At 61.8% G+C, this 14581-nt stretch carries 14 protein-coding genes; 6 read left to right on the plus strand and 8 right to left on the minus strand.

Annotated features, from left to right (window positions below; genetic code table 11):
- The first annotated feature begins 5 nt into the window (after window positions 1-5).
- Both FJ404_00265 and FJ404_00270 read left to right on the plus strand, forming a co-directional pair.
- Window positions 6-3128 (plus strand): c-type cytochrome, encoded by a 3123-nt coding sequence (locus FJ404_00265; protein ID MBM3821322.1) that lies wholly within the window; start codon window positions 6-8, stop codon window positions 3126-3128.
- Between the two features lie 5 nt (window positions 3129-3133).
- Window positions 3134-4387, plus strand: coding sequence for an FAD-dependent oxidoreductase (locus FJ404_00270; protein MBM3821323.1), 1254 nt, complete (start codon window positions 3134-3136; stop codon window positions 4385-4387).
- A 117-nt stretch (window positions 4388-4504) separates the two neighbouring features.
- Here the strand turns inward: FJ404_00270 and rplS are convergent, their stop codons facing one another.
- From rplS to FJ404_00310, 8 genes are all read right to left on the minus strand, one after another.
- Window positions 4505-4879 carry a 50S ribosomal protein L19 gene (gene rplS, locus FJ404_00275; GenBank protein MBM3821324.1) on the minus strand — a complete coding sequence of 125 codons (375 nt, stop codon included), beginning with the start codon at window positions 4877-4879 and terminating at the stop codon, window positions 4505-4507.
- Window positions 4880-4881: 2 nt separating this feature from the next.
- Window positions 4882-5595, minus strand: a complete 714-nt coding sequence (gene trmD, locus FJ404_00280; GenBank protein ID MBM3821325.1) for a tRNA (guanosine(37)-N1)-methyltransferase TrmD — start codon at window positions 5593-5595, stop codon at window positions 4882-4884.
- A gap of 45 nt (window positions 5596-5640) precedes the next feature.
- Entirely contained in the window at window positions 5641-5895 is a 255-nt protein-coding gene (locus FJ404_00285; protein MBM3821326.1) for a KH domain-containing protein, read from the minus strand.
- A gap of 36 nt (window positions 5896-5931) precedes the next feature.
- A complete protein-coding gene (gene rpsP, locus FJ404_00290) occupies window positions 5932-6177 on the minus strand; it encodes a 30S ribosomal protein S16 (protein MBM3821327.1) in 246 nt (81 codons plus the stop codon).
- Between the two features lie 49 nt (window positions 6178-6226).
- Window positions 6227-6418: a hypothetical protein gene (locus tag FJ404_00295; GenBank protein MBM3821328.1), complete on the minus strand. Its 192-nt coding sequence runs from the start codon at window positions 6416-6418 to the stop codon at window positions 6227-6229.
- 972 nt (window positions 6419-7390) lie between these two features.
- A complete protein-coding gene (locus FJ404_00300) occupies window positions 7391-8008 on the minus strand; it encodes a hypothetical protein (GenBank protein ID MBM3821329.1) in 618 nt (205 codons plus the stop codon).
- A 24-nt stretch (window positions 8009-8032) separates the two neighbouring features.
- Window positions 8033-8740, minus strand: coding sequence for an SDR family NAD(P)-dependent oxidoreductase (locus FJ404_00305; GenBank protein MBM3821330.1), 708 nt, complete (start codon window positions 8738-8740; stop codon window positions 8033-8035).
- Between the two features lie 14 nt (window positions 8741-8754).
- Complete coding sequence (locus FJ404_00310) at window positions 8755-10125, minus strand: tetratricopeptide repeat protein (GenBank protein ID MBM3821331.1); 1371 nt, start codon at window positions 10123-10125, stop codon at window positions 8755-8757.
- A 104-nt stretch (window positions 10126-10229) separates the two neighbouring features.
- On the opposite strand from FJ404_00310, the gene FJ404_00315 reads away from it, so the two are divergent.
- Genes FJ404_00315 through FJ404_00330 form a run of 4 tightly spaced genes read left to right on the plus strand, consistent with a single transcriptional unit; the run spans window position 10230 to window position 14547 of the window.
- Window positions 10230-10532, plus strand: coding sequence for a DUF971 domain-containing protein (locus FJ404_00315; GenBank protein ID MBM3821332.1), 303 nt, complete (start codon window positions 10230-10232; stop codon window positions 10530-10532).
- A gap of 48 nt (window positions 10533-10580) precedes the next feature.
- Window positions 10581-11231 (plus strand): carbonic anhydrase, encoded by a 651-nt coding sequence (locus FJ404_00320; protein ID MBM3821333.1) that lies wholly within the window; start codon window positions 10581-10583, stop codon window positions 11229-11231.
- 35 nt (window positions 11232-11266) lie between these two features.
- Window positions 11267-12001: an ABC transporter ATP-binding protein gene (locus FJ404_00325; GenBank protein MBM3821334.1), complete on the plus strand. Its 735-nt coding sequence runs from the start codon at window positions 11267-11269 to the stop codon at window positions 11999-12001.
- Complete coding sequence (locus tag FJ404_00330) at window positions 12001-14547, plus strand: FtsX-like permease family protein (protein ID MBM3821335.1); 2547 nt, start codon at window positions 12001-12003, stop codon at window positions 14545-14547. The genes FJ404_00325 and FJ404_00330 overlap by 1 nt, the downstream gene beginning before the upstream one ends.
- Window positions 14548-14581: the final 34 nt, after the last annotated feature.

Consider the following 14581-nt stretch of genomic DNA (forward strand, 5'->3'; position numbering starts at 1 on the left):
CAAACATGAGACTTCATGCCATGCTCGCCCTGCTCCCTTGGACCCTGGTCCACCTTGTTGCCGCGGAGCTCGCTCCCGTCGCAGGACCCAAGCCTTTTACCTACACGAATGCGACCGACGCGCTGCCCCATTACATTTCGGGAGCCCAATGGGGGACAGAAGGCTCCCCGATCAAGTCCATGCAGGTGCCGATGAGCCCGGAAGCTTCGGCTCAACGCGTCGTGCTCCGCGAGGGATTCCAAGCCGCAAGGTGGGCGGCGGAACCGCAGATCAAAAAACCCCTGACCATGACGTGGGATGCGCGAGGCCGGCTCTGGATCGCGGAAACCGTCGATTATCCAAACGAACTTCAGCCGCCGGGCCAGGGCCGGGATCGCATCCTCATTTGCGAGGATCGCGACCAAAACGGGCGCGCGGAGACCTTCACCGTTTTTGCGGAAGGACTCAGCATCCCTACCGGCATGGTGCACTCCCGGGACGGACTGATCGTCATCGAAAGCGGGCGCACGCTCTTCCTGCGGGACTCCGACGGAGACGATAAAGCCGATGAGCGCGTGGTGCTGTTCGAAGGCTGGGGCATGGGCGACACCCACGCCACCGCCAGCAACCTCCGCTACGGCCACGACAACTGGATTTGGGGGGTGGTGGGTTACAGCGGGTTTCGCGGCACGGTCGGAGGACGTTACCACGAGTTCGGCATGGGCGTGTTTCGATTCACCCCGGATGGCAAGCATCTCGAATTCATGCGCTCCAGCAATAACAACACCTGGGGCCTCGGCCTCAGCGAAGAAGGGTTCATCTTCGGCTCCACCGCCAACAATAACGCCAGTTGGTTCCTGCCCATCCCCAATCGATACTATGAACACGTCCGCGGCTGGTCCGCCGCCCGGATGGAATCCATTGCCGACTCCCAGGCTTTCCACCCCATCACGGACAAGGTGCGCCAGGTCGATGCCCATGGACGCTATACCGCCGGGGCCGGCCACGCCCTCTACACCGCACGAGGCTTCCCCAAAGATTATTGGAACCGAATCGCGTTCGTCGCCGAACCCACCGGCCATTTGATCGGGCATTTCCGACTCGAAGGCGAAGGCGCCGATTTCAAAGCCCTCAACCAAAAGAGCTTCCTCGCCAGTGACGACGAATGGTTCGCGCCCATCATGGCGGAGGTCGGCCCCGACGGCGCACTCTGGTTCATCGACTGGTACAATTACATCATCCAGCACAATCCCACGCCGCGAGGATTCAAGACCGGCAAGGGCAATGCCTACGAAACACCGCTGCGCGACAAACGGCATGGCCGAATCTACCGGGTCACTCATCGTGACGGAAAGTTCCCCAAAGCTCCCGTCCTCGATCCCAATGCTCCCGGCGATCTCGTCGTCGCGTTGACCTCGGACAATATGCTCACCCGGCTGCAAGCCCAGCAACGGCTCGTCGAGCGCGGCCAGCGCGACGTCGTCGCCAGCCTCTGCGGACTGGTCCGCAACCTGTCATCTGATGAACTCGGCCTCAACCCGGGCGCTCTTCACGCGCTCTGGACCCTGCACGGCTTGGGCGCCATTCAAAGCGGCGTCGGGGCCGCCTACGACACGGCGGTCTCCGCGCTCCGTCATCCCTCCGCCGCGGTCCGCCGCGCCGCTCTGCAAACGATTCCCCGCAATCCCAACACCGAACAAGCCATCGCCGAAGCCGCCTCCTTGCTCGATCCCAACGCTCAAGTCCGCCTCGCCGCACTCCTCGCCCTCGCTGAATTCCAACCGAGCACCCAACTCGGACAAAAGGTCTACGCCTCGCTGCAAAGTCCCCTCAATCATCAGGACCGCTGGCTGCGGGACGCCATCGTCTCCGCCGCCGCCCGCCACCTCGACGGCTTTCTCAAGCAAGGCTTGCTGGCCGACAAAAACCCGCTTTCGTTGGACCCCGCCGCTTGGCCTGCGGTCGAAACGATCGTTGCTCACCTCGCCGCGGACCATCCCGCCAACGTCGTCACCGCCGTGCTGGTTCCGTTGCAAGCCGCCGAAGCCCCCAAGGCGAACGCGGTCCTTGACGGCCTCGCCCAAGGCTGGGGCGACGCGCCCCCACCCGCCTTGACGGACCAAGACCAAGAGCAGATCCGTAATCTCTACGCTTCGATCGAAGCCTCGTCGAAGGATCGCCTGATCGCCCTGCTCGGCAAATGGAATCACCTCCAGCCTTTCAACAAAGAACGAACGGAAACAACCCTCCGCCTGGCGGCCCAACTCGCCCATCAGGCCACCCCTGAATCCACCCGCACCGCCGCCGCCCGCAACCTGATCCGCATCGCGGATACCCCCGCCACCATCCAAAGCATCGTCGCTTTAATCCACCCCACCACCTCTCCCAGACACGCCGCCGAACTCGTTCAGACCATCGCGCTCAGCAAGCAGGCTTTTGCCGGATCGGGATTGCTGTCCGGTTGGGCGCAAATGACACCCTCAGCCCGGCGAGCCGCAGCCGCGGTCCTGCTGCGACGCCCCGAGTGGGCACAACTCCTCCTGGATGCAGTGGAAAAAGGTGCCGTCCATCGCAATGATCTTGGACGCGATCACTGGTCGCAGCTCCGACAACACCCGGACGCAAAGGTTTCGGATCGCGCCCGCAAACTCCAAACCGCCGCGACCGCCTCCAAAGGGTCCGCCGAACTCGAAGCCACCATCGCGCGCTTGCTCCCCGTCGCCACCAAACCTGGAAACGCCAAACACGGCCAGGGAGTTTACGAGAAAAACTGCCAGGTCTGCCACACCCCCACCCCCCAGGGATTCCGCATCGGACCCGATCTCATCGGCATCGGAGCCCGTCCCAAAGCCGACGTACTGGTCGACATCCTCGATCCCAACCGCTCCGTGGAAGCCAATTACCGGCTTTGGAACGTCACCACCAAGACCGGTGAAAGCTTCGCCGGACGCCTCGATTCCGAATCGGCCACCGCTGTGGAAATCCTGGACACCGCCGGTCAAAAACACGTGCTGCAACGTTCCGCCATCGACCGCATGGAGGCCTCGACTTTGTCCCTGATGCCCGGCGGATTCGAGCAACTTTCGGAGACCGACCTCTCCGCCTTGCTCGAATACCTCGCTTCGCAAACCGAACCGGCTCGTCGCTGATCGAGATGGGTCGCCGCATCCTCATCATCGGCGGGGGCGTTATCGGGCTCTGCTCCGCCTATGCCTGCGCCCGCCTCGGCCACCAGGTCCACGTGGTCGATGCCGGATCTGAGGACCATGCTGGCTGCTCGTATGGCAACGCGGGCATGATCGTGCCCAGCCACTTCACACCGCTTGCAGCCCCCGGCATGGTGGCGATCGGCTTGAAGTGGATGTGGAATCCCGAATCGCCTTTTTACATCAAACCGCGTCTGGACGCCGGACTGTTGCGCTGGGCGGCGGGATTCTGGCGCTCCGCAACCGTGGCTCACGTTCAGCGCGCCGCCCCGCTCCTGCGGGATCTCCACCTGCGCAGCCGCGCCTGGTTCGAAACCTTCCACGATTCGGATCAACTCGATTTCGGATTACAACGCCATGGTCTGCTCATGTTATGCCAGGGTCAGCACGCCCTCGACGAGGAAGCGGCCGGGGCCGAAAAAGCCCGTGCCCTGGGCATCCCCGCCGAAGTGCTCGATTCGAAGGAAACCGCCCGACACGACCCGGCAATCACCATGAACGTGGCGGGTTCAGTCTATTATCCAAAGGATTGCCATCTCGCCCCGGATCGCTTCATGAGCGCCTTGCGAAAGACTTTGGCCGGCCTGGGAGTGCAGTTTTCCTGGAACACGCCGATTCGAACCTGGCGGTGCGACCACGCCCGCGTCATCGCCGCGGCGGGAACATCCGAAAACTTCCACGCCGATAGGTTCATCCTCGCCGGCGGATCATGGTCTCCCAGCCTAGCTGATGAGGCTGGACTTCGCCTGACGATGCAAGCCGGAAAAGGCTATAGCCTCACCCTGCCTCATCCCCCGCAACTGCCACGCTTGTGCTCAATTCTCACCGAAGCCCGCGTCGCGGTCACTCCCATGGGCCAAACCCTCCGCGTCGGTGGGACCATGGAGATCTCCGGACTCGACGAATCGATCGACCCTCGCCGCGTCCGCGGCATGATCCGGGCGATGTCCGCTTATTACCCCGAGTTTCGACCCGAACATTTCGAGGGAATCCAGCCTTGGGCTGGTTTGCGACCTTGTTCCCCGGATGGCTTGCCCTATCTGGGCGTTGCCCGGCGTTACCCCAATCTCATCGTCGCCACCGGCCATGCCATGATGGGATTGAGCCTGGGTCCTGTCACCGGAGAAATCGCCGCCGACCTCGCCTCGGACCGCAAACCTGGCTTCGATCTCTCGCTCCTTTCGCCCGATCGGACCTGTTGAGATCCCCTCGGAAATCAAGAACCACCGGCAAAATCACGGCTGATCGAAGCGTCGCAGGCAGGAAAAAAGAAACGGCAATGGCCGCTTCCAGGCTAAATCGACTCGGACTCAGCCGGCCTATGCTTTCTTTGCGGGTGAAGCCGCTTCCTTTTCCTTCACCGTCACGGCACCTTTGCCCACGCGATGGCGGAGGTAGGTGAGCTTGGCGCGGCGAACCGCTCCACGCCTTTCCACTTCGATCTTCTCCACGCGCGGAGAATTCTCGGGGAAAATACGCTCCACACCTTCGCCGTAGCTGATGCGCCGGACCGTAAACGTGGAGTTCAACCCCCGTCCGCGCCGCCCAATGACCACTCCGGAAAAAATTTGAATGCGTTCCTTGTCGCCTTCCACGACCCTCGTATGCACTCGGATGGTGTCGCCAACGTTGAATTTCAGGGGTTCTTTGCGGAATTGCTCCGTTTCGATTTTGTCCAGAATTGCTTGGCTCATAATCAGTTGATATTTTCTCGGTTCAGACTGGGTTCGAGGTCCCGGCTTGACCTCAACAGGTCGGGGCGTTCCCGCTCCGTGCGGCGGATGGATTGCTCCGCCCGCCATGCCTCGATGGCCGCGTGGTTGCCGGACAACAACACATCCGGCACACGCATCCCGCGAAATTCCGCCGGACGCGTATATTGGGGATATTCCAGCATCCCCTTTGCAAAAGATTCTTCAACCGCACTGGTTTCATCCCCCAGCGCCCCCGGAAGCAAACGCGCCACCGCGTCGATCACAACCATCGCCGGCAAAGCGCCGTTCGTAAGCACATAATCGCCGATCGACAGGGAATCGTCTGCCAACGCCTCACGAATACGCTCGTCGAACCCCTCGTAACTGCCGCAAACAAGCAACACATGCTCCCTCCGGCTCAACTCCTGCGCAATCGACTGGGAAAATCGCCGCCCGCCTGCGTCCATCAAAATCACATGCGTGGACTCCTTTGCCAAAGCATCCACCGCCTCGAAAACCGGCTCCGGCTTCAGCAGCATTCCCGGCCCGCCCCCAAACGGCCGGTCATCGACCGTCCGGTGCCGGTCATGCGTATAATCACGCAAATGATGGATGCCCAAAGACAACACTCCCGCTTCGCGAGCCCGCTTGACGATGCTCTCGTCGAGCGGGCCGGCGAACATGCCGGGAAAGAGTGTCAGGACATCGATGCGCATGACCAAAGTTCCAAATCATACCGATCGCGGAATCGCCGATCCAGCCTACGAACGCCCCCCTTCATCCCCGTCTTCGACGATCTCCAGCGAACATCGCTTGCCTTGCTTGGCCGCACCGACTTGCAACAAACCTCGGATGGCGTGGATGGTGCTGCCCTGCTTGCCAATAATGCGACCCACGTCCGCTGGATCCAGCCGGACCTCGAGCACGGTGGAATCGCCTTTCGTCACGGGCGTGACCATCACCGCCTCCGGTCGGTCCACCAATCCCTTCACGATAAATTCGACAAAGGCTTGCATCGCGTTTCGTCCCGCGTCAACGGGCACCGGTGAACGCTAGGCCGCCCGCGCGGCTTTGCGCAGAAAACTTGCCACCGTGTCGCTCGGCTTGGCTCCCTTGCTGATCCAATAGCGGGCGCGCTCAATGTCCATTTGCACATTGCTTCCCTTGACCAAGGGATGATACGTGCCCAATTCCTCGATGAATTTCCCGTCACGAGGACTGCGCGAGTCGGTCACCACGACCCGGTAAACCGGCGTATTGCGGGCACCCACGCGCTTCAAGCGAATCTTGACTGACATAGCAATTTAACTCAGTAGTTCCAAACGAGTGATTCCGTCCCGGAACCACTCAAAAGAGCGGTGAGGGTATGCACCCCCCCCGGCCTTGGCAAGCCCTGATTTTGAACCCCGGTGGAGGTCCGTGTATCCCGATGTTGTTGGTAGGGCGGGCCTGTCCCAGCCCGCCGCCCACTGGATGCAAAACATCATGCTCCGGCGGCGCGCCGGGACGGACGCGCCCTACCTGCATCACCGGCAACATCGGGATGCACCGGACTCCGTGCTTGAACGAGCGCCCGGTTTGATGTACCGTTCCAGAATGGACATAGAGGGAATTCGACAAGCGTTGCACAAGCAACCGTTCGATCCTTTTTCGATTCGTCTGGCAGACGGTCGTGCGCTGCCAGTCCCCCATCCCGATTTCGTCGCGGTGTCGCCACGTCGCATCATTGTCGTCGCGGAAGATGGTTCCTGGTCTGTAGTCGAGCCCATCCTCATCGTCTCCCTCGATCATAATGGTGCACGTTCTGTCCCGCCGCAGGTTTGACGGATCGCCGAACCAAGCGCTCCGCGCGAATCGCCGCCACGAGCCTCCACCCCGGTGCACCAGGGTGATCGGACGCCGGATTCGCTGCCAGCCCCCCTCGCCTGCGGCGGTCGGTGAGCTGAATCGTTCTGTGCATTGACAGTATGGCTGCGGCAAATTCAATGCGTTCTTGGCTTCCGGAGATGCTCGATGAACTGCAGGAAACGTGGAGTCGGTCCTTGAGGTGGGAGGAATATTTATCGATTTGTGACCGCATGACCACGATTCGGACGCGGATTCGTCAGGAGCGGGGCGTCAAGGGGCCAAAGATGTTCTGTCGTCACTGCCAGGAGGTTCACGAGATGAACCTCGGTCCGGTGACCATTCGGTCGGTGCTGTTTGCGCTCAGTAAGAGAGGATTGCTGACAGATGAGGAACTTCAGAACATGGATGCGGAGTGGCGACGGTATAGATCGAAGCATCGGTTGGATGGCAGTGGCAGAAAACGCGCAGAACCAGGGCGCTGAAAACCAGAACAACAGATGAGATGTTTCGCTTCGCGAAAGCTCGAACGACCTCTCCGCCGTCCATGCGGATGCTCGCGCGTTACGACGAGGATCATGGCGAGTTCGAGGTTGATCTCTGGAAACGTGGCAAGGGCTTCAGCCTGCGCCGCTCTGCCGCCACCCTCGGAAGGCACCGGTCTCCTCAGTCAAGATCAGCGGACGGCAAGAGTCTTCGAATGACCTCCGAAGCCCGATCCAGCAACGGAGGTCCGTGCGCGAAGACAGCCCGTTGAAAAGCGGGTATTATGTCGATCCATTGTCCCAGAGATCGTCGCAGCAAGGCCGCATCCTGACAGTACTTGTCCGGAAGGATCTCGAGTCCGCGCACATTCACCACCGCATCCCCAAAAACCACCAAGCTTCTGGCGCGATCGAAAAGCACGAGTTCTCCCTCCGCGCCCCCGGGTAGTTTCCATACCTGCCAGCCACCCCCGGGCCATTGGAACTCCTCCACTGCTGATCCCCCACCCTTGCTCCAAATCGAGTCAGCCGGAACCCGCACCAGAAGTTTTTCCGATAAGATGGATACTCCCCATCGCGCAGCCAGTTCCTGAGAAAAGCGAGGGTGATTCGAATTGGTGAGCAAGATCCGCCCCGGCGGGGCCATTTCCATCAATGCGGCCTCGAACTGCGGAGGCAGGGGGATCGGATCAATGCAATCCCAACTGCCCGAGCCCAGGACCGCGTGCGAAGTGAGCTCGACGCGATGTTCGCGCGACTCGACCGACCACTCCCACACCCCGTGGCAAAGTTCTATCACCGGTGAACCCAACTCCATTTCAGCTCACCTTCCCGGTGCGGTTAGAGGGGATCCGTTGTCGGCAGGTCCAAGCGCCAGAAGAAAGGGCACGGCCCTTCGAGCCCAAACCTCGGGCGTCGGATAGTGCGCCGCTCCTTTTCCAAAACAACTTCGCAGCATGTCGGTGTCGATGACCCCGGGATTCAACGGCACCGCGCACATGCCCGCGGGCAACTCCTGGGCCAACGCCTGGGTCAAGCCCTCGATCGCCCACTTGGTGGCGCAATACGGCGCGACTTCGCCGGCCGTCGAACGGCCCCAACCCGAACTGAAGTTCACCACCACACCGGCCCCGCGCTCAATCATCGCGGGGAGAAAATGGCGCAGCACGTTGGCCACGCCTTTGACATTGGTGTCGATCACCCGCGAAAAGTCTGCTTCAGAAATCTCCCACAGCCTGGCATTGGCGTTGATCACCGCCGCGTTGTTCAACAACAAATCGGGAACGAATCCGACGCTCGCCAGATGCTTCGCCCAATCCGCAACTTCGCGGTCGGAACAAACATCCACTTTCGACCAACGGTGCGGCTCCGGATGGGCCGTGCGAAGTTCGTCCAGGGCACTCCCTGTCCTCGCGGCCCCGGCCACGGTATGGCCGAGGCGAATCAACTCCCCAACCATGGCCCGGCCCAGTCCGCGCGAGACACCCGTCACCAACACACACTGGCGTTGCTTGGAAACGGGTTTGCTCATGAGCGATGGCCGCGTCACTTCTTCCCCGAACGAATCGACTCCATCCACGCCACGACAGCTTGGGCGTTGTCAGGATGGGTGCTGACATACGTCTGAAGGATTTGAATCGCTTCCCCGGCCCGGCCTGATGAGGCAAGCCACTGAGCCAGCCGGTGCGCGGCCTGACCGCTGTCAGGCGCCAGCTCCGCCGCCGCCCGATAAAGGGTTTCGGCCTCGGTGCGGCGATCCGCCGAAGCCAGCACACTCGCCTGGCCGATGGCCATTTCCGCCCAGCCTTCGCGAACCGCGGGGGCGGTCGAGAGGGCCGGATCGAGCCGCAGCCGTTCCGCCGTTTGCTGCCAATAAGTGACGCTTCGAGCGGCTTCTTCCGGACCCACCTTGGGAGCCTTCCCGTCCCCCCCGGCACCCAGCACCATCAGCGGCCCCGCCAATTCCGCCCCGGCATGCGTTGAAGGCATCGCGTGGGACTCCTGGACGGCGAAGCGAACCTCCGGATTCTTGGCCTGAAGGAAAGCCACCAGTTTTTCGTTGATGGCCGTAACCGCATCCTGGCCCCCAACCATCACCACCCCGTTCGCGTCCGGTTTTCCATGCTCGCGGACCACAGCCTGAAACGCTTGCTCGACCTCGCCCGGGTCCGGCAGGTGCAGCCTTTCACCGGCCTGGAAGCGCGCATAATTCATGTACATTCCATCCGCGAAACTCGACTGGGCGAGAATGAGGCGCCCGTCACCTTCCCCATTGTTTTCCATCAGCGTGGGCACGAACCTGGCCGCATCGCCTCCCGCCAGCAACACGGTATTGGGGCCCAGGGAGTCTTGCAAAGCGCGCCCAAATTCGAGCAGCGCGGGAGCCGGCCAATTCCGGGTGGCTTCGGCGACCCCTCGAGCTTCCTCAACCACCGGCCAGAGCGCATCCAATCCAGGTGCCGAAGAGCCCTGCTGGACGTTGCGAAGAGCGTCCAGTCTTTCGGCGCGCCGGACCGCCTCCTCCACATTGCCCGACTCGAGGCTGGTGAAAAACTGATCCACATCTTGAAGCACCGGCACCCCTAAGTGCCTGGCATAGGCATGCAGCACCGCGCGCTGGCGCTGGCTGTATTGCACCAATCGATCCTTCACCTCCGCGTTCGCCCGCGCCAGGGCCTCCTCGCTAAGTCCCGGCCGGAAACCCCGGTCCAACTGGGGGGAACGGCTCGAGACCCTCCTCTCCCCCGCGCCGCCTGACTCCCCGGACGAAACTGGATCCGGCCCGGCGCCGGCAGAGGGCGGACTCGAGACATCGCGCCGCACCCAAATGAAGAAAGCGACCACCGCAACGACAGCGACCGCGAGCGTGAAGAAGAGCTTCTTGGATCCGCCGGATTCTGGGGCTGGCCTGGACACGCTTTGAATCGTCCTGAACCCGCCGCGCGAATTCAATCTTGAACCTCCGTGAGAACTTGATTGCCAACCCACGTCCCTCTCTGGTTAGTCAGGCGTGACGAGGCATGCGCCCCGATGAACTGCAAGTGATCGGATCAGAGCTCGCCGTCCGCTGGCCGGACGGAACGGAAACTTTTCTTCCACTCGCCGCCTTGCGCCGGGCCTGTCCCTGCGCCGGCTGCAAAGGCGAAATGGACGTGATGGGAAACCTTTACAAGGCCCCGGAGAAAGCCCTGAGTGAAGCCAGTTTCCGCGTCAAACACCTCGGATTGGCCGGCGGTTACGCCGTTCAACCCGTTTGGGAGGATGGACATTCCAGCGGCCTTTACTCCTGGGATTACCTCCGGACGGTCGCAAAAAATCTTTAAGTGAGGCTTGGCGCAACCGCGCCGTCTCGCCTATCCTGCGCGCCGCGTATGCTCCAGTTGATCCAAGGCGTTCACCGGTTTCACGCAAAGGAATTCGGACGCTATCGAGAGTTGTTCCGGCGGCTTTCCCATGAGGGACAAAAGCCGCACACCCTTTTCATTACCTGCTCCGATTCCCGCGTTCTCGCGGAACTCGTCACCCAAAGCCGGCCTGGGGATCTTTTCGTCGTCAAGAACGTCGGCAACATCGTCCCTCCCAGCCAAGTCGTCGGCGAAACCAATTCCACCGCCGCAGCCATCGAATTTGCCGTGGAGATCCTGGGCGTCCAGGACATCGTGGTTTGCGGACATTCCCAGTGTGGAGCCATGCAAGCCTTGATCCAAGGATTGCCCGCTCCCCGGGATCGAGCCCACCTGGCCCGATGGATTGAAATCGCCGCCCCCGTTCGTTCCACGATCGAATCCAAATACACCCATTTGTCCGATCCCGAATCCAAATTGCGAGCCGCGGAAGAGGAGAATGTTCTCTTCGCCCTCGAAAACCTCAAGACCTACGCCTGCGTGGAACGTAGATTGAAGGAGGGCGATTTAAGGCTGCACGGATGGTTCTTCCAAATTGCCGGAGCAGAACTCTTCGCCTATGATCCCGTCGCCAGCCAGTTCGCTTCCCTGATTCATCCCGGTGCCGGCGCTCCTTGAACGCCGATCCGTTCCCCGCGATGCAGAGTTCTCCCATCCTCGAAGTGCGACGGCTCACGCGCGGCTATCCCAACGGGACCGCCACGCTCACCGTCCTGAACGAAGTGAGCTTCTCCGTGCAGTCCGGAGAAACCTGCGCGATCCTCGGCCCCTCCGGCAGCGGGAAGACGACCCTGCTTGGACTTTGCGCCGGGCTCGATGCGCCCAGCTCAGGCGACGTCTTGCTGGCCGGGCGCCCGCTGGCCGGGCTCGATGAGGATGGACGCGCCAAAGTTCGCAACGACGTCGTCGGCTTCGTCTTCCAGAATTTCCAGCTCATTCCCACCCTCACGGCGCTGGAGAATGTCATGGTTCCCATGGAACTCCGCGCCGAGGGTTCCGCGGTCAGGCGGACGGTGGAGAAGGAGGCTGGAGAGCTTCTCCAACGCGTGGGCTTGGGTGAGCGACTGCATCACTATCCCACCCAGCTCTCCGGGGGCGAACAGCAGCGCGTCGCGCTGGCCAGAGCTTTCATCAATAAACCCAAAATCCTGTTTGCCGACGAACCCACGGGCAATCTCGACGCCGACACCAGCCATCGCATCGTCGATCTGCTCTTCGCCATGAACTCGGAATGGGGGACCACGCTGATCATCGTCACCCATGACATTGAACTGGCCGCCCGCACGGGACGCATTCTCCGGCTTCGCGGCGGCCAGTTGGTTTCCGACGAACGCCATCGCATGCTGGCCGGCGGCCCGGCCGCGCCCCCCCTCGAAGCCCACGCATGATGGCGCTCCTTCAGGCGCTCTTTTCCCCTTGGACCTGGGTGATGGCGTGGCGAGACAGCCGCACCAGCCGGGCGCGCCTCTTCCTCTTCTCCACCACCATCGTGCTCGGCGTCTCAGCTCTGGTCGCCATCGGATCCCTCGGACGCAACCTTCACGAGGCCATTCAAGAGCAAGCCAAAGGATTGCTCGGAGCCGACCTTGTCCTGCAATCCCGCTCGGCGTTCACACCCGCGATGGAAGAGTTTTTTCGCGGACTTCCCGCCGTCGAACAATCCCGCGAGGTCAGTTTCTCCTCCATGGTCTATTTCCCCAAAAGCCAGGGTACGCGTCTGGTCCAAGTGCGCGCCTTGGCCGGCGGCTTTCCCTACTACGGCGGACTGGAAACCGCCCCCGCCTCCGCTCGCGATGCTTTTCGATCGGGCCAGGGCGCGTTGGTGGAAGAAAGCCTGATGATTCAATACCGCGGCGCCATGGGAGACCCGATCAAGGTGGGCAACGCGGAAACGCGCATCGCCGGGACGCTGCTGAAGATTCCGGGTGAAACAGTGGCCTTTGCCACGGTCGCACCCCGCGTTTACATCACCATGGATGAGGCCGAGAAAAGCGGCCTCCTCAACCGCGGAAGCCTGGTGCGCTACAAAGCGGCATTCAAATTGCCCGCAGGCATGGATGCTCCTTCCTTGGTCCGTCGCATCCGGCCCCAACTCGAAGAATTTCGGCTGAGCCATGAAACCGTCGAACGCCGGCAGGAAGACTTGGGCCGGTCCATGGAAAACCTCAATCGCTTCCTCAATCTTGCCGGATTTGTCTCCCTGCTGTTGGGCGCGGTCGGCATCGCCAGCGCCATTCACGTTCACATTCAACAGAAACTCGCTTCCGCCGCCATCCTTCGTTGTTTGGGTTCGACCGTGGCGCGATCATTCGCCATTTATCTCGCGCAAGCGATTGGCCTGGGGGCCGCCGGCGTGCTCCTTGGCACGGTGCTCGGGCTGGCAGTCCAACAGGCCATCCCCCACCTCATCGCCGATTTTCTCCCTTTTACCGTCGCCTTCAAAATCCATCCCTGGCCTGTCCTCCAAGCCATGGCTACGGGACTGGGCGTCTGCATCCTTTTTGCGCTGGGGCCTTTGCTCGCCGTCCGCCGTGTTTCACCGCTGGCGGTGATTCGCGGCGGCGAATTGGGCGCCGCTGAAAAAGATCCGGCGCAATGGGCCGTGGCCCTGGCCCTGGCGGCGGCCGTCATCGGCTTCGGCATCTCGCAAACGCACAAGTGGGAGCAAGGGTTGGGCTTCGCCGCCGGACTCGGCGCCGCCTTTGGCGTGCTCTCCATGGTGGCCAAGGGCCTGACTCGAGCGGCCCGCGCTTGGACTCCGCGGAGCTGGCCTTACCTGCTTCGGCAGGGCCTGGCCAACCTGTACCGCCCTCAAAACCGCACGCTCCTGCTCATGGTTTCCCTGGGATTGGGCACGTTTCTCATCCTCACTTTATACCTGGTGCAGCGCACGTTGCTCACGCAATTGATCCCCCAGCACGACGCGTCCCGGCCCAACGCGGCCCTGTTCGACATTCAAATGGATCAAAAAGACGCCGTCGCGGAAATCGTGAGGGCGCAGGGACTCCAAGTGATCCATCTTTCGCCGGTTATTTCCATGAGACTCAAGTCCGTGAAGGATCGCCCGATCGAGGAGATTCTCAAAGACCGGGCCCGAGCCATTCCAAACTGGGTGCTGCGACGCGAGTATCGATCGACGTACCGCGATCATCTCACCGATTCTGAAAACCTGGTAAAAGGGCAATGGATCGGCACGGCAACGCCAGGCGCGGAACCCTTTCCCATTTCCCTCGACGAGGGCATCGCTCGCGACCTGCACGTCACGCTGGGCGATTCCCTGGTCTTCGACGTGCAAGGCGTGCCGGTGAAGACCACCGTCGCCAGCCTGCGGCGGGTGGATTGGCGCCGGGTGCAATCCAACTTTTTCGTCGTCTTCCCGAAGGGTGCCATCGACGACGCGCCCGGATTCGCCATTCTCACCACGCGGGTCGAAAGCAGCGAGGCGTCCGCCCGATTGCAAAGGGCGGTCGTGCGTGAATTTCCAAATGTGTCGGCGATCGATTTGACCCTCATTCTCCAAACTCTCGATCAGGTGCTCGGCAAGATCTCCCTCGTCGTGCGTTTCATGGCGTTGTTCACGGTGCTCACCGGATTTCTGGTGCTCGTCGGCGCCGTGTTGACAGGACGCTTTCAACGGGTGCGTGAAAGTGTGCTGTTGCGCACCCTGGGCGCGAGCCGTCGGCAAGTCCTCGGCATTCTTCTCGCCGAATATACCTTGCTGGGGCTCATGGCGAGCGCGACGGGCGTCTTGCTCGCCGCCCTCGCGGGCTGGGTCCTGGCCCGTTTCGTTTTCGAAGTTTCGTTCGCCTTCGTCGCCATCCCACTGCTGGTGGCCGTCATCGCCGTCACACTCGTGACCGTGGTCACCGGCCTTCTCATGAGCCTGGGTGTGACCCGCCATCCTCCTCTCGCAGTTCTCCGCGCCGAAGGCTGACGCACACTCCGGAATCGAGAGTCCCGCGACGTCC

The sequence above is a fragment of the Verrucomicrobiota bacterium genome (assembly GCA_016871495.1).
Classification (GTDB): Bacteria; Verrucomicrobiota; Verrucomicrobiia; order Limisphaerales; family VHDF01; genus VHDF01.

Excerpts from the sequence above, each read along its gene's own strand:
- rpsP (MBM3821327.1), bottom strand. The coding sequence starts at position 6,177 with ATGTCAGTCAAGATTCGCTTGAAGCGCGTGGGTGCCCGCAATACGCCG.
- rplS (MBM3821324.1), bottom strand. The coding sequence starts at position 4,879 with ATGAGCCAAGCAATTCTGGACAAAATCGAAACGGAGCAATTCCGCAAA.
- FJ404_00320 (MBM3821333.1), top strand. The coding sequence starts at position 10,581 with ATGCTCCAGTTGATCCAAGGCGTTCACCGGTTTCACGCAAAGGAATTC.
- FJ404_00285 (MBM3821326.1), bottom strand. The coding sequence starts at position 5,895 with ATGCAAGCCTTTGTCGAATTTATCGTGAAGGGATTGGTGGACCGACCG.
- FJ404_00305 (MBM3821330.1), bottom strand. The coding sequence starts at position 8,740 with ATGAGCAAACCCGTTTCCAAGCAACGCCAGTGTGTGTTGGTGACGGGT.
- FJ404_00295 (MBM3821328.1), bottom strand. The coding sequence starts at position 6,418 with ATGTTGCCGGTGATGCAGGTAGGGCGCGTCCGTCCCGGCGCGCCGCCG.
- FJ404_00330 (MBM3821335.1), top strand. The coding sequence starts at position 12,001 with ATGGCGCTCCTTCAGGCGCTCTTTTCCCCTTGGACCTGGGTGATGGCG.
- trmD (MBM3821325.1), bottom strand. The coding sequence starts at position 5,595 with ATGCGCATCGATGTCCTGACACTCTTTCCCGGCATGTTCGCCGGCCCG.
- FJ404_00315 (MBM3821332.1), top strand. The coding sequence starts at position 10,230 with ATGCGCCCCGATGAACTGCAAGTGATCGGATCAGAGCTCGCCGTCCGC.
- FJ404_00270 (MBM3821323.1), top strand. The coding sequence starts at position 3,134 with ATGGGTCGCCGCATCCTCATCATCGGCGGGGGCGTTATCGGGCTCTGC.
- FJ404_00265 (MBM3821322.1), top strand. The coding sequence starts at position 6 with ATGAGACTTCATGCCATGCTCGCCCTGCTCCCTTGGACCCTGGTCCAC.